Source organism: Halopseudomonas salina, from assembly GCF_008641105.1.
In genome coordinates, this window is the sequence record NZ_VTTI01000007.1 from 101,020 (window position 1) to 122,356 (window position 21,337).

Sequence of the window (21,337 nt, forward strand, 5' to 3'; positions counted from 1 at the left end):
CAACATTATAGCGCTGCCAGGGCCGCGGCCTCCTCTACATCCACTGTGACAAGCCGGGAACAACCGGGTTCATGCATTGTCACGCCGAGCAATTGGTCAGCCATTTCCATCGCTATCTTGTTATGCGTAATGTAAATGAATTGTACGCGCTTAGACATCTCTTTAACTAATCGTGCATAACGCCCGACGTTGGCGTCATCCAGGGGTGCATCCACTTCGTCGAGCATGCAGAAAGGTGCCGGGTTGAGCTGGAAGATGGAAAACACCAGGGCGATGGCGGTCAGTGCCTTTTCGCCACCGGACAATAGGTGGATGGTGCTGTTCTTCTTGCCGGGCGGGCGGGCCATGATGGTCACGCCGGTGTCGAGCAGGTCGTCGCCGGTGAGCTCCAGATAGGCGTGACCGCCGCCGAATACCTTGGGGAAGAGGGACTGCAGGCCATGGTTGACCTTGTCGAAGGTTTCCTTGAAGCGGCTGCGGGTTTCCCGGTCGATCTTGCGGATGACCTGCTCCAGAGTGTTCAGCGCCTCTTCCAGATCGGCGTTCTGCGCATCCAGGTAGCGTTTGCGCTCTGACTGCTGCTGATACTCGTCGATAGCGGCCAGGTTGATCGCGCCCAGCCGCTGAATACGCGCATCCATTTGCGCCAGTTGCTGCTCCCAGGCGGCTTCGGTGGCCTCTTCTGGCAGCAAGTCCAGCACGGACTTGAGGTCATAACCCGCTTCGAGCAGCTGCTCCTGCAAACCCTGGCGGCGCGTCTGCAGATCCCGCGCGGCGAGGCGCTGCTCATCCAGCTGCGTGCGCAGTACCTGGGCCTGCTGTTCGGCCTGGGCGCGGCGGCGGTCCTGGTCGCGCATCAGTTGATCGACGCTTTCCAGCGCCTGGCGAGCATTGCCCAGCTCCTGCTCCACCTGCACGCGCTGTTCCAGCAGGCTTTCCAGCTCGATACGCTGGTCGTCCTCGGGGGCCTGGCTTTCCTCCAGGGTCATGCGCAGCTGCTCGCGGCGTTCGGACAAGCGCTCGACCTGCACGCCCAGACGCTCGAGGCCCTGGCTGGTGGAATCATGCTGGGCGCGCAGGGACTGCACGCGCAGTTCCAGCTGGTGCAGCCGGTCCTTGTGCTGGCGGGCGTGTTGACGGGCCTGATCGAGACTTTCACGTACCTGATCGCGCTGGCGCAGCAGCTCCTCGCGCTGACCGGCGTCAGCCGCCATATGATCCAGGGCGGCCTGCAGGGTCATGCGCGCCTCACCGATCTGTTCCTGCTCCTCGATGCGCTGGGCGCGGATATCCTCCAGATCATCGGTTATGCGTTGGCGCCGGGCGTTGACCTGCTCCAACCGCACCTGGCGCGCCGACCACTGGGCCTTGAGATCACCCTGCTCGCGGCTCTGGCTGGCCAGCCCCTGCTGCAGGCTGTCGCGCTGCTGCTCCAGCAACCGGATGCGTTCACGCAGCTCATCGACGCGCAGATTCTCCTGCTCGAGGCGTTGTTCCTGCTCCTCGACATTGGTCTGCAGACTGTCAATCTCCTGCTGCCTGGCAAGCACGCCGGACTGACTTTCTTCACCACGCTGATAACGCAACCAGTTGCGCCCCAACCAGTGACCGGCAGGGGTAATGATGGACTGATGATCAGCAAGCTGAGCGCGGGCAGCCAGGGCTTGATCAAGGCTGTCTGCGGTGCGGATATTGGCCAGCCAAGGTGACAGATCGACCGGGCAGCGGACCTTAGCGTACAGGGAGTCACTGTCTGCTGCAGCCGATTGACCGGCAGAGGTACCGGTTTCGATCAGCCGCAGGCTGCCCTGATCAAAACCGCCAAGACTGTCCGCCATGCTGTCGAGGCTGCCCAGGCTGACGGCTTGCAGATCATCAGCCAGCACGGTTTCTACCGCCAGCTCCCAACCGCTATCGACCTGCAACTGGCCCGCGAGCTGCGGCAGATCCTGCAGCCCCTGCTCGCGCAACCACTGCTGCACACCCTGCCCCTGATCGAGCGCGGCCTGCTGCAGCGCTTCAAGGGAGGCCAGCCGGCCACTCTGACGCTGAATTTCACCACGGCGGATGTCCCGTTCCTGGTGCAGCGCGTGCAGGGTTTCGCGTTCCTGCTGCAGGTTGTCGCTGATATCGGTCAGTTGCTGCTGTTCGGTTTCGCTGCGCAGCTCCATCTCGGCTAGTTGCTCGGTCAGCTCCGCCAGCTCTTCGTCCAGGGGGCCGGAGGTCAGACCGCTGCGCTCGTCCTCAAGACGCTGGATTCGCTCGCTGAGGCGTTCGATGGCCTGTTCCAGGTGACGAATCCGTGATTGCTCGACTTCGGCCTGCTGTCGTGGCGCGGCAGCCTGCTGGTTGAACTGGTCCCAGGCGCCCTGCCAGGCCTGCATGGCTTCTTCGGCGGTAAGCAATTGTTCGGCGGTATCTTCGTCGGCGGCGCTGGCCATCTCCAGCTCGGGCTCGACCTCGGCCAGTTCGTTCTGCAGGTCGGCAAGCAGCGCCTGGTCCTGCCCGAGGTGGCTCTGCGCTTCCTGCCAGGCCAGTTCGGTTTCGTCGATATCGTCATGCAACTGGCGCTGGCGATCACGGTTGAACTGCAGCACCTGCTCGATACGGCTGATGTCTGCGCCCACGCTGTAATACCGGGCCTGCACCTGATTGAAGGTTTCTGTCAGATCGGCGTGCTGGTCGCGCTGCTTCTCGACCTCGCTGTCGGCATTGCGCTGTTCGGCAATCAGGGCTTCCATGCCGATTTCCAGGTCGCGTACGCGGTGTTCGCGCTCGGCTGTCTGAGCGTCCAGGGTCTGCCAGCGCAGCGCCTGCAGCTGGGCCTTGAGCTGCCGCTCTTCAGCCTTGAATTCCTTGTACTTTTCAGCCGACTGGGCCTGGCGCTGCAAATGTGCCAGTTGGCGTTCGAGCTCCTCGCGCAGGTCGGTCAGGCGCGCCAGGTTGTCGTGGGTCCGGCGGATGCGATTTTCGGTCTCCCGGCGCCGCTCCTTGTATTTGGAGATGCCCGCGGCTTCTTCGATAAACAGCCGCAGCTCATCGGGCTTGGCCTCGATCAGCTTGGAGATCATGCCCTGCTCGATGATCGAGTAGCTGCGCGGGCCCAGACCGGTGCCCAGGAAAATATCGGTGATGTCGCGACGTCGGCATTTGGTGCCGTTGAGGTAATACTGATTCTGCGCCTCGCGGGTCACCCGACGGCGGATGGAGATCTCGTTGTAACCGGCGTATTCGCCCTTGAGCGTGCCGTCAGTGTTGTCGAAGATCAGTTCGATCGACGCCTGGCCAACCGGCTTGCGGCTGTTGGAGCCATTGAAGATGACATCGGTCATCGACTCGCCGCGCAGGTTCTTGGCTGAGCTTTCGCCCATTACCCAGCGCACGGCATCGATGATATTGGATTTGCCACAGCCGTTCGGCCCGACCACGGCGCCCATATTGGTCGGGAAGAAAACGGTAGTCGGGTCTACAAAGGATTTGAAACCCGCCAGCTTGATGCACTTAAGTCGCATTCAGTCGCCTGTTACACGCTCCAGCACAAGCCGCACAATCCAACAGCTCCCCTCACGGGGCCGGCCGGACTGGCTGTTTGCGCATAATAAGCAGGCATTTTTACCTGCAATGGACGCCCATGAGAAGCCCTGACCCTGAAATACTCTGTTACCTGGCTGACAGGGCCCCTCGCCTGATACTGGCCAAGCCATTGCCGGTACTGCAAAATCGCGTCCTCGACACTCGAAAACGGATAAGACCATGGCGCTGCAACCGGATATGGATCAGCTGTACGACCAGCTGGTAGAGGAAGAGGATACGCGAGTCTGCAAGGATATCCCCGAATCCGCCTGCAGCAACGTGCCGGCCAACTTCTTCCGTCAGGTCGCGGCTATCGTGCTTACCGGGCTGGGCGACACCCTGACCAACCCCAAGACCACTCTGGCCTGGCTGGTCGGTATCGTCGGAGCCCCGGCGGCCATTATTGCCTGGCTGGTACCCATCCGCGAATCCGGCTCCATGCTGCCGCAGATGTTTATTGCGGCCTTCATACGCCGCCAGGCATTGCGCAAGCCGCTCTGGGTGGCGGGCAGCCTGGTGCAGGCCCTTGCCCTGCTGGCAATGGGCGCTGCGGCCTGGTTGACCGAAGGCCTGCTGGCCGGATTGCTGATTCTCGGCTGCCTGGCCCTGTTCAGCCTGGCACGCAGTGTCTGCTCGGTGGCCATCAAGGATGTGATGGGCAAGACTATTCCAAAGACCCGCCGTGGCCGCATGCATGGCATGGCCACCACCATCTCAGGCGTTCTGGCCCTGGCGTTCGGCATTTATATGATGCTGATGCCACCGGCGGACGACGATGTGCTGTTCTATGCCCTGTTGCTGGTGGGCGCGGCGATGCTCTGGGTGGGCGCCGCCATTCTGTATCAACGGGTGGAGGAAACCCCCGGTGCAACCGAGGGCGGGGCCAATGCCATCAGCGAAGCGGTGAGCCGCATCAGCCTGCTGCGCGACGACGCCCCGTTCAGACGGTTTGTGATTACCCGGGCTCTGCTGCTGTGCTCGGCGCTGTCTGCCCCCTACTACGTCGTGTTAGGACAGGAGGTGGAGTCTTCACTGGGTATGCTGGGTGCCTTTCTGGTCGCCAACGGGCTGGCTAACAGCCTGAGTGCGATGTTCTGGGGGCGCATGGCTGATCTGTCGAGCAAGCAGGTGCTGACACGCGCCGGCCTGTTGGCCAGCCTGATTGCCGTGCCAGTGGTGGGCCTGCACTGGTGGGGCAATCTGCCTGCCGCATTGCATGCCTGGCTGTTTCCAGTTGCGTTCTTCGTTCTGGGTATCGCCCACGCGGGCGTGCGGGTAGGCCGCAAGACCTATGTGCTGGATATGGCCGGTGGCAACAAGCGCACGGATTATGTAGCACTGAGTAACAGCCTGATCGGCCTGCTGCTGTTGAGCACCGGATTCCTCGGCCTGTTGACGGCGCTTATCGGCCCCGGCGGAATGCTACTGCTGCTGTCCGGGCTGGGCCTGTGTGGTGCATTGATGTCACTTAAACTGGATGAAGTTCAGTCCTGAATCAACCTGATTACAGGGGGTCTGCATGTCAGCACCCGCTTCCAGCGATACTAACCTCGGTCTGCCCATAACCCGCCTGGCGGGCCTGATTCTGGGGCCTTTGCTGCTGGTGGCCACGGTACTGCTGCCCGCCCCGGGCGGCATGGCGAATGAAGCATGGTTGGCGTTGGGTATGTTGTTGTTCATGGCTACCTGGTGGTCAACCGAAGCCATTGCGATACCCGTCACAGCCCTGCTTCCGATCATTCTGATCCCCGCTCTGGGGCTGGATACTGTGGTTGCGGCGACGGCAGCCTATGCCAATCCGATCATTTTTCTGTTTATGGGCGGCTTTGTTCTGGGCCTGGCCCTGCAACGCTGGAATCTGCACAAGCGCATTGCGCTGCTAACCCTGCTGGCGGTGGGGAGCCAGCCAAAACGCCAGATTGGCGGATTCATGGTGGCCACGGCCTTTCTGAGCATGTGGGTGAGTAATACCGCGACCACCATCATGATGCTGCCAATCGGCCTTTCGGTAGTGAGCATGATGGCTGACGACGATCCCGAGGCAGTCCGCCGTTTTGCCACGAATCTGCTCCTGGCGATCGCCTATGCGGCCAGTGTCGGCGGTATTGCCACCCTTATCGGCACACCGCCGAACGCCCTGCTCGCCGCCTATCTGGCGCAGAACCAGGGAATCACCATTGGTTTTGCGCAATGGATGCTGGTGGGTGTGCCGGTCTCGCTGACCATGCTGGCCGCGATATGGTTCTGGCTCACGCGTAATGGCATGGGCGATGGCGATGATGCAGCGCGCAAGGCTGAGGGTCTGCGCGAGCAATTACAGGCTCTGGGGCCCATGAGTCGTGCGGAAAAGCTCGTGGCAACGGTTTTTGTTGCCACGGCTGCCGCCTGGATATGCCAACCGATGCTCGCCGCCAGCCTGTTGCCCTGGCTGAATGACACCATCATTGCAATCACCGCCGCCATCGTCCTGTTTCTGATCCCGGTCGACCTGCGATCCAAAATCTTTCTGATGGACTGGGACACCGCGCAGGGTATGCCATGGGGCGTGTTGTTACTGTTTGGCGGGGGGCTGGCGCTGGCCGGCGCAATCAGCAGCTCCGGGCTGGCCACCTGGATCGCCGAAAGCCTGGGCGTACTGAGTATGCTGCCGGCCCTGCTGATGGTGGCCCTGGTGGTGACGGTGATCATCTTCCTGACCGAGGTGACCAGTAATACCGCGACAGCGGCGGCTTTTCTGCCGCTATTGGGCGCGCTGGCCGTGGCTCAGGACCTGTCGCCACTGCTGTTCACCATTCCGGCGGCCATTGCGGCCAGTTGCGCCTTCATGATGCCGGTGGCCACGCCGCCCAACGCGATCGTTTTCGGCAGTGGCCATCTGCAGATCGGCGATATGATCCGCGCCGGATTTGCGCTCAACCTGCTCGGCATCATCGTTGTGACCTTTGCCGGATACGCGCTGGTGGGCTGGATCTTTGGCGGCCTTTAAGGCACCGCCTGATCTATCACCAGGGTGGCCTGTTGGCCATCACCGACCGTGACCTGGTCGATACGCCCTTCATGGGTGCCCTGCATCACATCCCCTGTAGGGGATAAACGGGCGTTGAGCTGCAGCGTCTGCCCTTCGGTAATTTTCACGTCCGGCAACATGGCGTCCGAGGAACTGAGCACGATATCCGCCGGCAGATCACTGACCTGCAAACGCCGTGCAATCAGCGGCATGGGTGGCCCCTGGGCATCGCGGGCAAAGATGAACACGACCGCCTCGGGACCCACTTCGTCAGCTATGCCATCAGCCAGCTCCAGACGCACACGGATGACCGCATTGCCAACCGGCTCCTGAACCTGTGGTTCACCTGAATCGCCCATGCGCTCCCGAGCACGGGCAATGCCGCCCTGTATGGCCTGAGCGCCGGCACTTTGCGGCGCCATGCCCACCAAAAGGCGTTCCCAGAAGCTGATCGCACCGGGATAATCGCCGCTTTCGAAGGCGGCAATACCCAGCAGACCCAGTGCGGTGGGCTCATTGGGATCAAGCTCCAGCGCCTTGTCCAGTGCGGCTACCGCTGCGCTGTCCAGCTGATTGCCACTGGCGAAGAAACGCGCCTGGCCCAACTGAGCCAACACCTCTGGTCGGTCACCCAGGCGTTCAAGACTTTCATCGAATGCCCGGGCCGCCTCTGCCGGGCGCTGATCAGACAGATAGGCGCGACCGAGCATGTACCAGGCTTCACCGCTTTCCGGCTGTACCTGGGTAATGCGTTCCATGCGGGTGATCATTTCTTCAAGGCTTGCCGGTTCGCCGCCCTCGGCCATATCCCTGGACAGGGCCAGGCCATCGGGATTGCCCCAGGCCAGATAGAGCACGGCGACAATCGCCGGCAGCACACCGGCAGCGCCCACCAGCACCCAGGGCGCCCCACGACGGCGCTGAAGCCGCTCGGGCTGATCGGTATCAGAGAGCAGCAGACGACTGGCCTCTTCGAGCGTCGCGTCCCGTTGATCGGGGCTGATTTCCCCTGCAACAACCTGGGCGTCCAGCTCCCTGATGCGCTCCTCATAGAGGGCAACATTCAGCGCGGTGCGGTCAACAGTCGCGTGTTGGTGGCGGCGCCACAGGGGCCAGAGAATGGACACCATGCCCAGCACGACCAGAACAATACTTGCGAACCAGAAATCAGTCATTGCGGTCTTTCTTCTCCAGCAGGGATTGCAGTCTTTGCTGCTCGTCGGGGCTCAGATGATCGTCACCGGCAGACTTGAAGGCTTTCTGACGTCGCCGCAGCATGAAAACCAGCGCCAGCAGCCCGACAAGCAGGAAAGCCGCCGGAGCAAACCAGAGAATGGCCGTTTCAGCCGTCAGAGCCGGCCGATAGCGAACGAATTCGCCATAGCGCGCGACCATGAAATCCACGATCTCTTCATTGCTGCGGTCTTCCTGCAGCATGCGGTAGATTTCCCGGCGCAGGTCGTTGGCAATCGGCGCATTGGAATCGGCGATGTTCTGGTTCTGGCACTTGGGGCAACGCAGCTCGGTGCTCAGGTAATAGAAGCGCGCACGCTGCTCTTCACTGTCGAACTCGTAGGTGTCGATGGCTGCAACACTGGCAAAGCTTGCCAGCACCAGCGCCAGTGCGGCGATAAGGCGGATCATGGCTGCGCCTCATCAACCAGGGCCTGATAGCGCGCGGCCAGATCACTTTCCCAGATGCGCTCATCTATCACGCCGATGAACTTGTAACGGATCATGCCCTGGGCATCGACAAAGAAGGTCTCCGGCGCACCGTATACGCCCAGATCCAGGCCCAGCAAGCCCTCTGGATCGCTGATATTCAGCTCGTAGGGATCATGCAGGTCGCGCAGCCATTTACGTGCGGCCTCGGTGTCGTCCTTGTAGTTGACGCCGTGAATGACTACTCCCTCGGCGGCCAGCTTGTTCAACACCGGATGCTCGACGCGACACGCCACGCACCATGTCGCCCAGACGTTGACCAGTGATGGCTGGCCGAGCAGCGCCTGCTCGGTGATAGCCGGCTCACCCTCTTCAACAGACGGCAGATTGAATACCGGGAAGCGCTGCCCCACCAGCACCGAAGGCAGGTCGTCATTGTCGAGATAGAGCCCCCGAAACAGGAAGACCAGCATCAGCAGAAAGAGCGCCAGCGGTAGCAATAACAGTGCGCGTCTCATCAGACAGACTCCCGTGCTACCGCATCGACCTTGGACTCGCGAGCCCGTAGCCGGTAGCGTTTGTCGCTGGCAGCCAGTAACCCGCCGAACATCATGAACAGCGCGCCTCCCCATATCCAGCGTACAAAGGGCTTGATGTGCACGCGCATGGCCCAGGCGTCACCTTCCAGCGGCTCACCCATGGCCACGAACAGGTCACGGGTGAGGCCTGGGTGAATCGCTGCCTCGGTCATGAGCTGGTTCTGCACTGTGTACAGACGCTTGTCCGGTCGCAGGGTGGTGATCTGCCGATCGCCGCGAAACACCACCATGGTGGCGCGATCGGCCTCCCAGTTGGAGCCCGAATAGTGCTCGGTACCTTCGAATACAAACCGGTAACCGCCGAGCTCTACCTGATCACCCGGTGCCATGCGCAGATCACGCTGGCTGTCGAACAGGCTGGCGCCGATCACGCCCACCGCACACACCGCCATACCGATATGCGCCAGGGTCATGCCCCAGTAACTGCGAGGCAACGCCTGCATACCACGGACCAGACCCTTGTTGCGGGTCTTGTGGATGATATCGCGGATGCTCATGCCTACCACCCAGAACACCAGCACCAGCATGCTGCCAACCGCCAGATGATGCTCGCCTATCCAGATCGCCAGACCAATGGCAGCGATCGCCGACAGGAGCAGAACCCATTTCAACTGACCGAACAGCCAACGGGCCGGGGTATCTTTCCAGCGGCTGACCATACCCACACCCATTGCCGCCATCAAAAGCGCCATCAGCGGTACGAACAACGCGTTGAAGTATGGAGGGCCGACCGAGACCAGGGTGCCACTGATCGCATCCAGGGCCAGGGGATACAGCGTACCCAGCAGGATCATCAGCGCAGACACCACGAGAATCACGTTATTGATCAACAGGAAGGTTTCCCGCGACCAGAGGGCGAACCCGATCTGACTCTTGACCACTGGCGCGCGCAGCGCATAGAGCGCCAGGGAGCCGCCGGTGACTACCAGCAGGAAGGCGAGGATGAACACGCCCCGCTCCGGATCGGTGGCAAAGGCGTGCACCGAGGTAAGTACGCCGGAACGCACCAGGAAGGTACCCAGCAAGCTCAGTGAAAAGGTCGCGATGGCCAGCAGCACTGTCCAGCTCTTGAATACACCGCGCTTTTCAGTCACCGCCAGCGAGTGAATCAGGGCGGTGCCGACCAACCAGGGCATGAACGAGGCGTTCTCCACCGGATCCCAGAACCACCAGCCGCCCCAACCGAGCTCGTAATAGGCCCACCAGGAGCCCAGGGCGATACCCAGAGTCAGGAAGGCCCAGGCGATGATGGTCCAGGGCCGCGACCAGCGTGCCCAGGCCGCATCCAAACGGCCGCCGAGCAGCGCGGCGATAGCAAAGGCGAAGGCCACCGAGAATCCCACATAACCCATGTAGAGCATCGGCGGATGCACGATCAGACCGAAGTCCTGGAGCAGCGGATTGAGGTCGTTGCCGTCGGCCGGATGGAACGGCAGCTGCCGGTCGAAGGGGTTGGAGGTCATCAGCATGAACAACAGGAAGCCGATGGAAATCATGCCCATGACGGCAAGCACGCGGCTGAGCATTTCCGGCGGGAGATCACGGGAAAAGATTGCCACGGCCAGGGTCCAGGCCGACAGGATCAGTGCCCAGAGCAACAGTGAACCCTCGTGCCCGCCCCAGACGGCGCTGACCCGGTAGTACCAGGGCAACGCCGAGTTGGAGTTCAGGGCGACGTAGGTCACGCTGAAGTCATTACCGACGAAGGCCTGCACCAGGCACAGGAAGGCGAAAAACACGAAGAGGCACTGGGCAATGGCGGCTGGCTGAGCAAAGCCCATCGCCAGGGTGTCGCCACGCCACGCACCATACAGCGGCACGGTTGCCTGCAGCAGTGACAGTACCAGCGCAATGATCAAGGCTACCTGGCCAAGCTCGGGAATCATTTCATCTCCTCAATAACCGGCTGCCGCATCGGCATCCCGTTTCATCTGATTGACCTTTTCCATCGCCTGGGCCACTTCCGGTGGCATGTATTCCTCGTCATGCTTGGCCAGCACCTCGTCGGCAATCAGCATGCGATTTTCGTCCAGCCGTCCCAGCGCAACGATGCCCTGCCCCTCACGGAACAGGTCGGGAAGGATCCCGTCATAGGCGATAATGATCTGTTTGTCGCCATCACTGACGGCAAACTGCGTTTCCAGGCTGTCCGGCGAGCGTTTGACGCTTCCATCTACCACCATGCCGCCAGCGCGGATGCGGGCATCCATTGGCGCTTCACCGCCGGCGATCTGACTGGGGGTGTAGAACAGGTTGATATTCTGCTGCAGGGCGCTAAGGGCCAGGCCGACGGCGATGCCAACACCCAGTACGACCAGCACGATGAGAATCAGGCGTTTCTTGCGCTGGGGGTGCATCACGCTACCTCCCGGCGCCGGCGCCGCGCTTCGACATTGATCAGGCGCCGACGTGCAACCCAGGGCTGCACCAGGTTCAGCGCCAATACCACGAATGTTATCGCATAGGCGGACCAGACGTAGGGTCCGTGGCCATCCATGGCGAGCAGTTCGGGCAGAGTATTCATCAGGTTTTCTCCAGGGCGTCGCGTACCCAGCGGGTCTTGTGCTCACGACGCAAGACTTCCAGGCGCATGCGCATCAACAGGCTGACGGTGAACAGGGCATAGAAACCCAGCACCATCAGCAACAGGGGTAACCACATCTCCACCGGCATGGCCGGCTTCTCGGTAATCTTGAAGGTGGCAGGCTGGTGCAGGGTGTTCCACCAGTCCACCGAGTATTTGATGATCGGAATATTGACCAGGCCAACGATGGCCAGCACGGCGGTTGCCTTGGCCGAGGTATCACGGTTACTGATCGCCTGGCTCAGGGCGATGATGCCGAAATACAGAAACAGCAGGATCAGCATGGAGGTCAGGCGCGCATCCCATACCCAGTAGGTGCCCCAGGTCGGTTTGCCCCAGATGGCGCCGGTAACCAACGCGATGAAGGTCATCCAGGCGCCGATAGGGGCCGCGCAACGCAGTGCAACATCAGCCAGTTTCATGCGCCACACCAGGGTGACAATGCCGGCGGCCGCAAGCATTACGTAACAGGACTGGGCGACGAAGGCCGCGGGGACGTGAATATAGATAATTCGGAAGCTGTTGCCCTGCTGGTAATCCTGCGGGGCGAAAAACAGACCCCAGACGCTACCCACGCCCAGCAGGAGCATACTGGCGACAAAGAACCAGGGCAGCCAACGACCGCTGATATCGTAGAACCACTTGGGCGAACCCAGCTTATGGAAAAAACTCCAGTTCATCGCATGCTCTCTTTGCCAGTCATTCACTCACCCCGATGCGCAAGCCTGCCGCTATTGCAACAGGTGCCAGGCTCAGGGACAGCACCGCCAGGCACCCCAGCCACAGAGCGTAGCCGGTTACCGGCATGCCCTGCACCGCCGCCTCGACTGCGCCAGTACCCAGAATCAGCACCGGAATGTACAGGGGAAGGATCAACAGGGCCAGTAATACACCACCACTTTTCAGGCCTACCGTCAGCGCCGCTCCGACTGCACCGAGCAGACTGAGCACGGGTGTGCCAAGCAGCAGGCTCATGCCCAGTACCGGCAGCACCTTGGCCGGCAACGACAACATCAGGCCGAAGAGCGGCGACAGGACAACCAGCGCCAGCCCGCAGACCATCCAGTGATGCAGTACCTTGACCAGCACCATCAGCGCCAGGGGGTGGGGTGAAAGCACCCACTGTTCCAGGGAACCGTCTTCATAGTCGCTGCGAAACAGGCCGTCGAGGGACAGCAAGGTAGCCAATAACGCGGCTACCCAGATCACTCCCGGCGCCATGGTACGCAGCATGCCCGGCTCCGGTCCCACCGCCAGCGGAAACAGGCTGATCACGATGGCAAAAAACACCAGTGGATTGAGCAGTTGCCCCGGCCGGCGCCAGGCCAGACGCCACTCCCGGGTAAAGAGTAACCAGATGATCTGCAGCATCAGGCGACCTGCCCCAGATCCAGACAACGCAGGCCGGCAAGATGCTCCAGACTGTGATGGGTGGTCAGCACCACAATGCCGCCCCGGGCAGCATGGGCCAGCACATGGGCTTCCAGCGCAGCCACGCCGCTGCGGTCGATGGCAGTAAAAGGCTCATCGAGTATCCACACCGGATGTGCTTCAAGGTAGAGCCTCGCAAGAGCCACCCGGCGCTGCTGGCCCGCTGAAAGATGATCACAGGGCACATCTTCAAAACCACGCAGGCCTACCATCTGCAGGGCCTGCCAGATCTGTTCGCGGGATACCGGCTGGCTGAGGGCGCAGAGCCAACTGAGGTTTTCTTCGGCAGTGAGGGCGCCCTTGACTGCCGGTGCGTGGCCTATGTACAACCTGTTATTACGCCAGGTATCACGACCCGTACCACTGAACACCGATGCCCCGTCGTAACACACATCGCCAGCCGCAGCTGGCAGCAAGCCGGCCAGTATGCGCAGCAGACTGGTTTTGCCGGACCCGTTAGGGCCGGCCACCTGAAGCACATCGCCAGGGGCGAGTTGGATCGACAGGTTCTCGAACAGCTCGCGCTGATCGCGCTCGCAGGCCAGATGCCGGATGTCGATAGGCTGTGATTTCACCGGTTCTCCACACAGGCTGGCGGATATCGCCGCACGGGGTTCATGTTTGTATGCTCCAGGCCGCTATACTGCATTGAGGCCTACGAGGCGGGTACGCAACCAGCGCCCAATGGGCCCTGGGCGCAACTCTCGCATTTCGTCGCCATTATACATAGCGCCCCCCGCACGGGGCCCATGATTTACATCAATATGTGACCCCATGGCATCCGATATCAGACTACCGCCAGCACTTGCTACGCCGCCAAATACGGGGCCTGCAGCCAAGCCTCAGGATCCTGCCGCAGTTGCCTTGAAGCTGCTGCGTCCGATTGACGCACTGCTGCTGCCGCCGGGCCAGACCAGCCGTGCGGAGGTGGTCAGCAGTAGCGCAAATGGGGGCCAGTTCAATCTGATTCTGCGCCTGGCGCAGCAGAACAGCAGTCAGGGCGGACAGCGTGCCGACATTGCCGCAACCAGCCCCCGTGCCATTGCCAGCGGCACTCAGGTCCTGATTCAGGCGATCAGCCAGACCCAGCTGATGGCGATCATGCAGCCAGGCGACAAGGCCCCTGCGGGCCCTGCAGCAACCCTGACGCGGCTCGATCCGGGCCAGTTTCCACCGGGCACCACGGTACAGGCCCGGGTGGTCAGCCAGCAACAGATAGATCAGACCCGTTTCGCGGTATTGGCCAAGGTCCTTCAGGGAGCTAACAGTGGCGTAAATCTGAGCCTGACCACCAACAAACCCCTGGAGCCAGGCAGCCTGCTTACCGCGCGTGTAGGCGCCCAGGGCGAACTACGGGTGCCTGATCCGGGCCGCCAGGTACTCCAGCAGGTGCTTTCCCAGGGGCTACGCGAAACGCTGCAACGCCAGGGCTCAGCTGAGCCTCTGCTCAATCGCCTGCAGCAGCTGGCCGGCGTAGCGACAGCCGCCGCCGGACAGACAACACCAGCCACGGCACCGGGGACCCAGAAACCAGCACCGGGAGCAACCAGTACAACGCCGGGTACGCCATTACAGACCACCGCAGCGGCCGACAGACTGGCGACTCAGGTGCAGAGCGCCGTGCGTCAGGTGCTGCAGCAGGTGACTACCCCGGCGCAGCTGATGACGCCAAGCGGTGTCGAGCAGGCAGTGCAGCGCAGCGGACTGTTCCTGGAACCCAACCTGACGCAACTGGCGGATCTGCTCAAGGGCGGACAGGCGCCCGCCGGAGCACGTGAGGCTGGTGCCAGCCCGGCGGGCACGGCACCGTTGCCGCCACCCGCTCTGGCCAAGCTACTATCCGCGCTTGCTGCACTGCCGGTGACACCGGGCGCCCCTCCCCTGCCTGGCGCAGATCTTAAAGCCGCACTGATCAATCTGCTGGTCAATGTGCAACAGCAACTGCCACCGACTGCGCTGAAATCCCTGGTCCTGCCGCCGGGCCCCTGGGCTCAGGGCATGGGGCCGCCACCTGGCGGCTTTCCTCTTCCGCCGCGAGCCATGCAGGCACTGACAGAAACACCGGATCTGGGCTCGCTGCTGCGCCTGACTGCTGCGCTGCTATCGCGTATTCAGCACCACCAGCTGCAGAGCCTGGGGCAATCGCAAACCTTTACCGACGGCAGCACCCAGACCACCTGGCAACTGGAAATCCCCCTGCGCGATGGTCAACAATTCAATCACGTGCAGGTACGAATACAGCGCGACGATGAGGCCCCAAGCAAGAAAGCCGTAGAGCAGACGCCCTTCTGGGAAGTACGCCTGGCCTTCACGCTGGACCATCTTGGCGCGCTGCAGGCCATCGCCAAGCTGTACAAGGGGCGGGTAAACACCCAGTTCTGGGCTGAACAGCCCCATACGCTGTCGCTGCTCAACGGTGAGCTGGCATTGCTGCGCGACCGCTTACTGGCCAAGGGTCTGGAGGTAGGCGAAATCAGTTGCCATCAGGGCACGCCGCCGCAACCCAATCAGGCCCTGCAGCAACGCTGGATCGACGAGGTGACATGATGGGCAAGAACCGCGAAGCGATTGCACTGGTGTACGACGGCGATCAGGCGCCAACGCTGACAGCCAAGGGTGAGGGCGATCTGGCCGAGCAGATCATTCAACTGGCTATGGAGTACGAAGTGCCAATCTATGAAAACGCGGAACTGGCGAAGGTGTTGGCACGCCTGGAACTGGGCGATCAGATACCCGAGGCGCTGTATCGCACCATTGCCGAGATCATTGCCTTTGCCTGGTACCTGAAGGGCAAGGCGCCGGAGGGGTTTGTAGCGCCGGAACAGTTTGATCGGGACCCTGAATAATCAGGGTTTGCGAGCCGCATGCAACTTGGCCACCAGTTCGGCTTCGGCCTTTGACAGCCCGCACGACTGGGTGAGATCTTCGACGCTGGCCCCGAGACTGACCAGCCGGGCGGCCTGGTTATAAGGTAGCGACTGTGGATCGTGTTGTTCAATCCGCTGCTGTTTGTCCTCCAGGCGCTTGAATTGATCCCGCAGGGCGACCAGATCTTCGCCCATACGGATACTCCCCTGCTGGAAGGTTTTCACTTCGCTCTTGAGTTGCTGCAAACGCTGGGTCTGACGCTCCTCGAGCGTCTGAAGCTGACGCGCGATACGCCGGTTGGCCAGATACAGGGCCACCAGGGCTGCGACCAGCGCGCCCAGGGCCAGTCCCACTAACAACATCAGCAGGGCGCCGGTGTCGATCATGCCGCTCAGAATCCCTGCAGCTCTGCCCACTCGTCTTCGGTCATCATCTTTTCCAGATCGACCAGGATGAGCAATTCATTGTTCTTGTTGCATACGCCCTGGATGAACTTGGCAGACTCATCGGTACCCACGTTCGGTGCCGTCTCGATCTCCGACTGACGGAGATAGACCACCTCGGCAACACTGTCGACCAGAATACCGACTACCTGCTTGTCAGCCTCGATGATCACGATGCGAGTATTGTCGGTGATTGGCGCCGGTGTCAGACCGAAGCGCTGGCGGGTATCGATAACCGTGACCACGTTACCGCGCAGGTTGATGATGCCCAGCACGTAGGACGGCGCGCCGGGAACCGGGGCGATCTCGGTGTGGCGCAGTACTTCCTGCACCTGCATCACGTTTATGCCATAGCTCTCGTTATCCAGGCGGAAGGTAACCCATTGCAGGATCGGATCTTCAGCGCCCTGTGCGGTATTGTTTTGCATTGTCTCGGTTCCCGATCTTCGTATAAGCCAATTCCGCTGGATGGCAGCGGAATGCCGGTTTGCTACATAAGGTCAATCATACTCCATGGCAGCGCTATACCAATGCCCTGCCGGAGGTGTCCTTGCGTTTATCGTGTTCGCCCTGCCCGGTGGCAATCATCTCGGCCAGCGCCGCCACGTCTAGCAGTGCGCACATCTGATCAATCACCGTGCCAGCCAACCAGGGACGCTTGCCTTGCTGTGAGCGCCACTTGACCTGATCAGGGGTCAGCTTGATCGATCTGCTGACGCCATGCACGGCAAGCCCCCAGTCATAGCCCTGCACCGAGATAACAAAGCGCAGCCCTTCCTGCAGGGCATCTGTGTAGCGCTCGGGCATGACCCACCGCGCAGTATCCAGCACCTTGAGGTTGCCTGTTACCGTGGGCAGTATGCCCAGAAACCAGTCGGGCTGACCGAATAACGGTGTAATTTCGCTATCCAGCGCATGAATGGTGCCAAGCGAGACCAGTGGTACGGCCAGGGTCAGACCAGCCACATCAAATAACAATGCCTCGAATTCCTGCTCCCGCCACACTGGTTTGGATGCCTGTACTGGCTCAGGGGCAGCAGCGGCTGCCTCTGCAGCGACCGGAGTCTGGCGCTGCTCCAGTGTCGGGGGCGTATCCTGATGCCCCAATCGAGGCTGTCCCAGCATACGTTCGGCTATGCGTGACTTTTCCTGCACGGCGGGTACAGGATCGACCTGACCGGCATTGCCGTGTGGGGCCGCAACCGGTGGCGCAATGACGGGCTCATCCTGCTGAACCTCCACCGCCGCCGTTTCGGCCAGCAGCAGCTCACTGGATGCATCCTGCAGCAACGCATCCAGATAGCTCTGGATTGTCTGCTGGGGAATGTATTGCTCGACGGGTAAGGGTTTATTCATAGATAGCTTGTCTTGTCACGACGCTTTGGCATGCCAAAAAAGCAGCCCTGTATTCTTGTATCGGCCATGCCCGGCCAAGCATGAGCGTTGATTGTAGCGTGCGCAGCGAACGTGCGTAGCAAGGTCCGTAGCAAGCGGGCGTCGCATTCAGGCAACCTTGTTGCGACGGGGTAATGATTGCGCAAGCAGATAGCGCAGCAACGCCCGATAGGCCAGAACGCCACGGGCGGAATTATCCAGGCGTGAAGGCACCAGGCCAGCCAGACTCGCATCTCGCAATTTGGTGTCGATCGGAATATAGGCCTGCCAGAGATGGTCGGCGTAATCATGCCGCAAGGCCCGCAGGGTGCTAAGGGACGCCTGGGTACGGCGGTCAAACAGGGTTGGCACAATGGTGAAGGGTAGCGCCTGCTTGCGCGAACGATTGACCATATCCAGGGTATGCACCATGCGTTCGAGCCCCTTGAGGGCAAGAAACTCGGTCTGCACCGGGATCACCAGCTGCTCGCAGGCAGCCAGGGCGTTGATCATGGACACACCGAGCAGCGGTGGGCTGTCGATCAATACAAACTCGTAGTCGTCCCATAGCTGAGTGAGCGCGCGGGACAGAACCAGTCCATACCCCCCCTGCATGGCAGATTGCCGTTCCAGTGTGGCCAGTGAGGTACTGGAGGGCATGAGTTTGATGTTTTCATGGGAAGTGTCGAGCAACAGCGCTGCAGCCAGTCCTTGAGGCACCTGCCCCTTGTGCTGGAACAGGTTGAAAACGCTGCTGGTCAAGCTGTCCGGATCATGGCCGAAGTAGCTGGTCATCGAACCATGGGGGTCCAGATCGACCACGAGCACACGCTGTCCCTGATCGGCCAGCAAACCGGCCAGGGCTACGACGGTGGTCGTTTTGCCCACCCCGCCCTTCTGATTGGATACAGCCCAGACTTTCATGCCCTTCCTCCGACAACAGATTGACGCGACACGCGTACCGACACACTCACAAACCTACAAAGCAGGAGTCGTGCCAGATGCACTGCCCGCACCGGGCGCAGCGCCGGATTCAATGCGCGCTTCACGCATTGAGTCCACTTCAGTTGCTGCATTTCCGGCAAATGCCTCGTGGCGTTTATCGGTGAAACGCGAGACCAGCAAGACCACCCGCCGGTTGGCTCTGCGTCCGGCAGCCGTTGTGTTGTCTGCTACCGGGCGATATTGACCATAACCCACGGCTGCCAATCGACCTGCATCAACCCCGCCGTTGTCGAGCATCCGCACCACACTGGCCGCACGCGCGGCAGAGAGTTCCCAATTGGTTGGATACGCCCGCGAGCGCATCGGGATATTATCGGTAAAGCCCTCTACATGAATCGGATTCTCATAGGGCGCCAGGATTTTGGCAATACGTTCAATCAGCGGGAAGGCGGCGTCCAGGGGTAATGCATCCCCACTGGGGAACAACAATCCGGAATTCAACTCTATCTCGATCCACAGCTCGTTGCCGCGGACTTCGAGGTCACCTGCACTGATCATATCGCCAAAGGCCGAGCGCATGGCGTCGGCAATGCTTTCAAGGGCATCGGCGCCTTCGCCCTGGCCGTCATTGCCAGCCGTACCCGGCTGCTCGCTGGTGTCGATACCCCGCGGAACGTTGTTGCCGACCTGGATCGGGTCGATGGTGCGCTGGGGTTGATTGAATGCACCGACCAGTGTGTCGGACAGGACTTTGTATTTGCCTTCGTTGACCGATGAAATGGAATACATGACAACAAAAAAGGCGAACAGCAAGGTAATGAAGTCGGCGTAGGACACCAGCCAGCGTTCGTGATTTTCGTGCTCTTCCTGTCGTCTGCGACGCATGCTGGACCCCTGCGGTTAATCGAGGAAGCCTTCCAGCTTCATCCCGATGGAGCGCGGATTTTCGCCTTCGGCGATCGACAGCAAGCCTTCAACCAGCATTTCCCGGTAGCGCGACTGTTGCAATACGACTGACTTGAGCTTATTGGCCACCGGCAGCAGGAACAGGTTGGCCAGGGCAACACCATAGATGGTCGCCACAAAGGCAACGGCGATACCGGTACCCAGCATGGATGGGTCCGCAAGGTTGCCCATCACGTGGATCAGGCCCATGACCGCACCGATAATACCGATAGTGGGAGAATAGCCGCCCATGCTTTCGTACACCTTGGCGGCCATCAGGTCATGATTTTCCCGGGTCAGCAGGTCAACCTCGAGAATACTGCGCAAGGCTTCCGGCTCGCTGCCATCAACCAGCAGCTGCAGGCCCTTGCGGGCGAATACGTCACGTTCGATCTCGGCGATCTGCTCAAGACCCAGCAGACCTTCCTTGCGCGCGATGGTGCTCCACTCGATCACCTGATTGATGCCTTCCTGCAGGCGGTTGCCTGGGGGCACGAAGATCCAGCGGGAAATGACCAGCGCCCGCTTGAAGACCTTCAGCGGGGTCTGGATGAACGCGGCACCCAGGGTGCCGCCAAAGACAATCAGCGCGGCCGGACCATTGAGCAGGGCGCCAACATGCCCCCCCTCGAGATAGTTGCCCCCGAGTATCGCAACGAAGGCAAGAATCACACCGATGATGCTGAGGATATCCATTAGCTGAGCTCTGCCAGATGGCGGCCGATGTCATCGAGGCTGTAGATCCCGTCAGCCAGATTGGCCTTGGCGATGGCCATGGGCATGCCGTAGATCACGCAACTGGCCTCGTCCTGAGCCCATACGTCACTGCCTGCCTGTTTGAGCATCCGCGCGCCCTCACGGCCATCCGCGCCCATGCCGGTGAGTACCACCGCGAGCACCTTGTCGCGAAACGTCTTGGCCGCAGAACCGAAGGTCACATCCACGCAGGGTCTGAAGTTCAACCGCTCATCTCCGGGAAGTATACGCACCACCCCGCGGCCATCCAGCATCATCTGCTTGCCGCCGGGGGCAAGCAGGGCCACGCCAGGCTTCAAGGTGTCACCATCTTCGGCCTCCTTGACGCTGATACGGCAGAGTTTGTCCAGCCGCTCGGCAAAGGCCTTGGTAAAGGCTGCCGGCATATGCTGGATGAGGAGCAAGGGTGAGGGGAAGTTGGCCGGCAGTTGAGTCAATACTTTCTGCAACGCCACCGGGCCGCCAGTGGAAGTGCCGATCGCCACCAGTTGGTAATGCTTTTTGCGCGGCGGCGGGCTATTACGTATAGGTGTGGGTGCGGGCCGTGGTGTTGCCGGCTCAGCGGGACGCAACCCGGGCCGGGCGGAGGTAGCGCCTGTAGAGGGAGCCGGAGCCGGGGTGGCGAGGGAGGCCGACGCTGAGGTGGAGCCCGATCCGCCAAGACCCAGTGAGCGCCGGTTGGTGCGGGCCAGGGTATGTACCCGCTCGCAGAGCAACTGCCGGACCTTGTCCGGATTGCGCGAGATATCTTCGAAATTCTTTGGCAGGTAATCTGCGGCGCCGGCATCCAGAGCGTCGAGACTGATCCGCGCGCCCTCATAGGTCAGCGACGAGAACATCAGAACCGCGGTGGGACAGCGCTGCATGATTTCGCGCACGGCCGTTATGCCATCCATCACCGGCATCTCGTAATCCATGGTGATCACGTCTGGACGCAATGCAAGGGTCTGGTCCACGGCTTCGCGCCCGTTGGATGCGGTGCCGACTACCTTGATCTGCGGGTCGCCCGCCAGGATTTCCGTCACCCTGCGACGGAAAAACCCGGAGTCGTCCACCACCAGCACCTTGACTACCATAGGCTATCTGCTCTCCTGAAACCTGAAGGGCACACTGCCGGACGGCAGCGTGCCTGTATCCATTTAATGCGCGA

General features: G+C 61.2%; 21 protein-coding genes. 4 read left to right on the top strand and 17 right to left on the bottom strand.

Annotation, left to right across the window (positions count from 1 at the left end; translation table 11 throughout):
• Positions 1-5: 5 nt before the first annotated feature.
• Positions 6-3,512, bottom strand: a complete 3,507-nt coding sequence (smc, locus tag FZF01_RS12915) for a chromosome segregation protein SMC (protein ID WP_150278604.1) — start codon at positions 3,510-3,512, stop codon at positions 6-8.
• 241 nt (positions 3,513-3,753) lie between these two features.
• Between smc and FZF01_RS12920 the strand changes: the two genes are divergently transcribed.
• The gene (locus FZF01_RS12920) at positions 3,754-5,067 is read left to right on the top strand and encodes an MFS transporter (protein WP_150278605.1); all 1,314 of its coding nucleotides are present in this window, start codon (positions 3,754-3,756) and stop codon (positions 5,065-5,067) included.
• 25 nt (positions 5,068-5,092) lie between these two features.
• Complete coding sequence (locus FZF01_RS12925) at positions 5,093-6,559, top strand: SLC13 family permease (RefSeq protein ID WP_150278606.1); 1,467 nt, start codon at positions 5,093-5,095, stop codon at positions 6,557-6,559.
• Here FZF01_RS12925 and ccmI read toward each other — a convergent pair.
• From ccmI to ccmA, 9 genes are read right to left on the bottom strand one after another with little or no spacing between them, the layout of a single operon-like run.
• On the bottom strand, positions 6,556-7,755 hold the full coding sequence (ccmI, locus tag FZF01_RS12930) for a c-type cytochrome biogenesis protein CcmI (RefSeq protein WP_150278607.1): 1,200 nt from the start codon (positions 7,753-7,755) through the stop codon (positions 6,556-6,558). The two genes, FZF01_RS12925 and ccmI, sit on opposite strands and share 4 nt — an antisense overlap.
• Positions 7,748-8,224, bottom strand: a complete 477-nt coding sequence (locus FZF01_RS12935) for a cytochrome c-type biogenesis protein (protein WP_150278608.1) — start codon at positions 8,222-8,224, stop codon at positions 7,748-7,750. The genes ccmI and FZF01_RS12935 overlap by 8 nt, the downstream gene beginning before the upstream one ends.
• Entirely contained in the window at positions 8,221-8,760 is a 540-nt protein-coding gene (locus FZF01_RS12940) for a DsbE family thiol:disulfide interchange protein (RefSeq protein ID WP_150278609.1), read from the bottom strand. The genes FZF01_RS12935 and FZF01_RS12940 overlap by 4 nt, the downstream gene beginning before the upstream one ends.
• Positions 8,760-10,727, bottom strand: a complete 1,968-nt coding sequence (locus tag FZF01_RS12945; protein WP_150278610.1) for a heme lyase CcmF/NrfE family subunit — start codon at positions 10,725-10,727, stop codon at positions 8,760-8,762. Before FZF01_RS12945 ends, FZF01_RS12940 begins: the two co-directional genes overlap by 1 nt.
• A gap of 9 nt (positions 10,728-10,736) precedes the next feature.
• Complete coding sequence (ccmE, locus tag FZF01_RS12950; RefSeq protein ID WP_150278694.1) at positions 10,737-11,198, bottom strand: cytochrome c maturation protein CcmE; 462 nt, start codon at positions 11,196-11,198, stop codon at positions 10,737-10,739.
• Positions 11,198-11,365 (bottom strand): heme exporter protein CcmD, encoded by a 168-nt coding sequence (gene ccmD / locus FZF01_RS12955; protein ID WP_150278611.1) that lies wholly within the window; start codon positions 11,363-11,365, stop codon positions 11,198-11,200. Before ccmD ends, ccmE begins: the two co-directional genes overlap by 1 nt.
• Positions 11,365-12,105: a heme ABC transporter permease gene (locus FZF01_RS12960; RefSeq protein ID WP_150278612.1), complete on the bottom strand. Its 741-nt coding sequence runs from the start codon at positions 12,103-12,105 to the stop codon at positions 11,365-11,367. The genes ccmD and FZF01_RS12960 overlap by 1 nt, the downstream gene beginning before the upstream one ends.
• A gap of 19 nt (positions 12,106-12,124) precedes the next feature.
• Positions 12,125-12,796 carry a heme exporter protein CcmB gene (gene ccmB, locus FZF01_RS12965; RefSeq protein WP_150278613.1) on the bottom strand — a complete coding sequence of 224 codons (672 nt, stop codon included), beginning with the start codon at positions 12,794-12,796 and terminating at the stop codon, positions 12,125-12,127.
• The gene (ccmA, locus tag FZF01_RS12970) at positions 12,796-13,431 is read right to left on the bottom strand and encodes a cytochrome c biogenesis heme-transporting ATPase CcmA (protein WP_150278614.1); all 636 of its coding nucleotides are present in this window, start codon (positions 13,429-13,431) and stop codon (positions 12,796-12,798) included. The genes ccmB and ccmA overlap by 1 nt, the downstream gene beginning before the upstream one ends.
• Before the next feature lie 199 nt (positions 13,432-13,630).
• Here ccmA and FZF01_RS12975 point away from each other — a divergent pair, with 199 nt between their 5' ends.
• The gene (locus tag FZF01_RS12975; RefSeq protein WP_150278615.1) at positions 13,631-15,403 is read left to right on the top strand and encodes a flagellar hook-length control protein FliK; all 1,773 of its coding nucleotides are present in this window, start codon (positions 13,631-13,633) and stop codon (positions 15,401-15,403) included.
• Positions 15,400-15,702, top strand: coding sequence for an EscU/YscU/HrcU family type III secretion system export apparatus switch protein (locus tag FZF01_RS12980; protein ID WP_150278616.1), 303 nt, complete (start codon positions 15,400-15,402; stop codon positions 15,700-15,702). The genes FZF01_RS12975 and FZF01_RS12980 overlap by 4 nt, the downstream gene beginning before the upstream one ends.
• On the opposite strand, the gene FZF01_RS12985 is transcribed toward FZF01_RS12980, so the two are convergent.
• From FZF01_RS12985 to FZF01_RS13015, 7 genes are all read right to left on the bottom strand, one after another.
• Positions 15,703-16,110, bottom strand: a complete 408-nt coding sequence (locus FZF01_RS12985) for a DUF2802 domain-containing protein (RefSeq protein ID WP_223825513.1) — start codon at positions 16,108-16,110, stop codon at positions 15,703-15,705.
• A 5-nt stretch (positions 16,111-16,115) separates the two neighbouring features.
• Positions 16,116-16,595, bottom strand: coding sequence for a chemotaxis protein CheW (locus FZF01_RS12990; protein WP_150278617.1), 480 nt, complete (start codon positions 16,593-16,595; stop codon positions 16,116-16,118).
• Between the two features lie 94 nt (positions 16,596-16,689).
• Positions 16,690-17,523 carry a CheW domain-containing protein gene (locus FZF01_RS12995; RefSeq protein WP_150278618.1) on the bottom strand — a complete coding sequence of 278 codons (834 nt, stop codon included), beginning with the start codon at positions 17,521-17,523 and terminating at the stop codon, positions 16,690-16,692.
• Positions 17,524-17,670: 147 nt separating this feature from the next.
• Positions 17,671-18,465 carry a ParA family protein gene (locus tag FZF01_RS13000; RefSeq protein ID WP_150278619.1) on the bottom strand — a complete coding sequence of 265 codons (795 nt, stop codon included), beginning with the start codon at positions 18,463-18,465 and terminating at the stop codon, positions 17,671-17,673.
• A gap of 54 nt (positions 18,466-18,519) precedes the next feature.
• Complete coding sequence (motD, locus tag FZF01_RS13005; protein WP_150278620.1) at positions 18,520-19,371, bottom strand: flagellar motor protein MotD; 852 nt, start codon at positions 19,369-19,371, stop codon at positions 18,520-18,522.
• 15 nt (positions 19,372-19,386) lie between these two features.
• Positions 19,387-20,127 carry a flagellar motor protein gene (locus FZF01_RS13010; protein ID WP_150278621.1) on the bottom strand — a complete coding sequence of 247 codons (741 nt, stop codon included), beginning with the start codon at positions 20,125-20,127 and terminating at the stop codon, positions 19,387-19,389.
• Positions 20,127-21,263: a protein-glutamate methylesterase/protein-glutamine glutaminase gene (locus FZF01_RS13015; RefSeq protein ID WP_150278622.1), complete on the bottom strand. Its 1,137-nt coding sequence runs from the start codon at positions 21,261-21,263 to the stop codon at positions 20,127-20,129. Before FZF01_RS13015 ends, FZF01_RS13010 begins: the two co-directional genes overlap by 1 nt.
• Positions 21,264-21,337: the final 74 nt, after the last annotated feature.

What these genes read in the sequence shown, in the direction of transcription:
- FZF01_RS12995 (WP_150278618.1), bottom strand. Translation starts at nt 17,523, where the DNA reads ATGAATAAACCCTTACCCGTCGAGCAATACATTCCCCAGCAGACAATC.
- FZF01_RS13000 (WP_150278619.1), bottom strand. Translation starts at nt 18,465, where the DNA reads ATGAAAGTCTGGGCTGTATCCAATCAGAAGGGCGGGGTGGGCAAAACG.
- FZF01_RS12980 (WP_150278616.1), top strand. Translation starts at nt 15,400, where the DNA reads ATGATGGGCAAGAACCGCGAAGCGATTGCACTGGTGTACGACGGCGAT.
- smc (WP_150278604.1), bottom strand. Translation starts at nt 3,512, where the DNA reads ATGCGACTTAAGTGCATCAAGCTGGCGGGTTTCAAATCCTTTGTAGAC.
- FZF01_RS12990 (WP_150278617.1), bottom strand. Translation starts at nt 16,595, where the DNA reads ATGCAAAACAATACCGCACAGGGCGCTGAAGATCCGATCCTGCAATGG.
- FZF01_RS13010 (WP_150278621.1), bottom strand. Translation starts at nt 20,127, where the DNA reads ATGGATATCCTCAGCATCATCGGTGTGATTCTTGCCTTCGTTGCGATA.
- ccmD (WP_150278611.1), bottom strand. Translation starts at nt 11,365, where the DNA reads ATGAATACTCTGCCCGAACTGCTCGCCATGGATGGCCACGGACCCTAC.
- FZF01_RS13015 (WP_150278622.1), bottom strand. Translation starts at nt 21,263, where the DNA reads ATGGTAGTCAAGGTGCTGGTGGTGGACGACTCCGGGTTTTTCCGTCGC.
- FZF01_RS12960 (WP_150278612.1), bottom strand. Translation starts at nt 12,105, where the DNA reads ATGAACTGGAGTTTTTTCCATAAGCTGGGTTCGCCCAAGTGGTTCTAC.
- ccmB (WP_150278613.1), bottom strand. Translation starts at nt 12,796, where the DNA reads ATGCTGCAGATCATCTGGTTACTCTTTACCCGGGAGTGGCGTCTGGCC.
- FZF01_RS12940 (WP_150278609.1), bottom strand. Translation starts at nt 8,760, where the DNA reads ATGAGACGCGCACTGTTATTGCTACCGCTGGCGCTCTTTCTGCTGATG.
- FZF01_RS12985 (WP_223825513.1), bottom strand. Translation starts at nt 16,110, where the DNA reads ATGATCGACACCGGCGCCCTGCTGATGTTGTTAGTGGGACTGGCCCTG.
- motD (WP_150278620.1), bottom strand. Translation starts at nt 19,371, where the DNA reads ATGCGTCGCAGACGACAGGAAGAGCACGAAAATCACGAACGCTGGCTG.
- FZF01_RS12920 (WP_150278605.1), top strand. Translation starts at nt 3,754, where the DNA reads ATGGCGCTGCAACCGGATATGGATCAGCTGTACGACCAGCTGGTAGAG.
- ccmE (WP_150278694.1), bottom strand. Translation starts at nt 11,198, where the DNA reads ATGCACCCCCAGCGCAAGAAACGCCTGATTCTCATCGTGCTGGTCGTA.
- FZF01_RS12975 (WP_150278615.1), top strand. Translation starts at nt 13,631, where the DNA reads ATGGCATCCGATATCAGACTACCGCCAGCACTTGCTACGCCGCCAAAT.
- FZF01_RS12925 (WP_150278606.1), top strand. Translation starts at nt 5,093, where the DNA reads ATGTCAGCACCCGCTTCCAGCGATACTAACCTCGGTCTGCCCATAACC.
- FZF01_RS12945 (WP_150278610.1), bottom strand. Translation starts at nt 10,727, where the DNA reads ATGATTCCCGAGCTTGGCCAGGTAGCCTTGATCATTGCGCTGGTACTG.
- FZF01_RS12935 (WP_150278608.1), bottom strand. Translation starts at nt 8,224, where the DNA reads ATGATCCGCCTTATCGCCGCACTGGCGCTGGTGCTGGCAAGCTTTGCC.
- ccmI (WP_150278607.1), bottom strand. Translation starts at nt 7,755, where the DNA reads ATGACTGATTTCTGGTTCGCAAGTATTGTTCTGGTCGTGCTGGGCATG.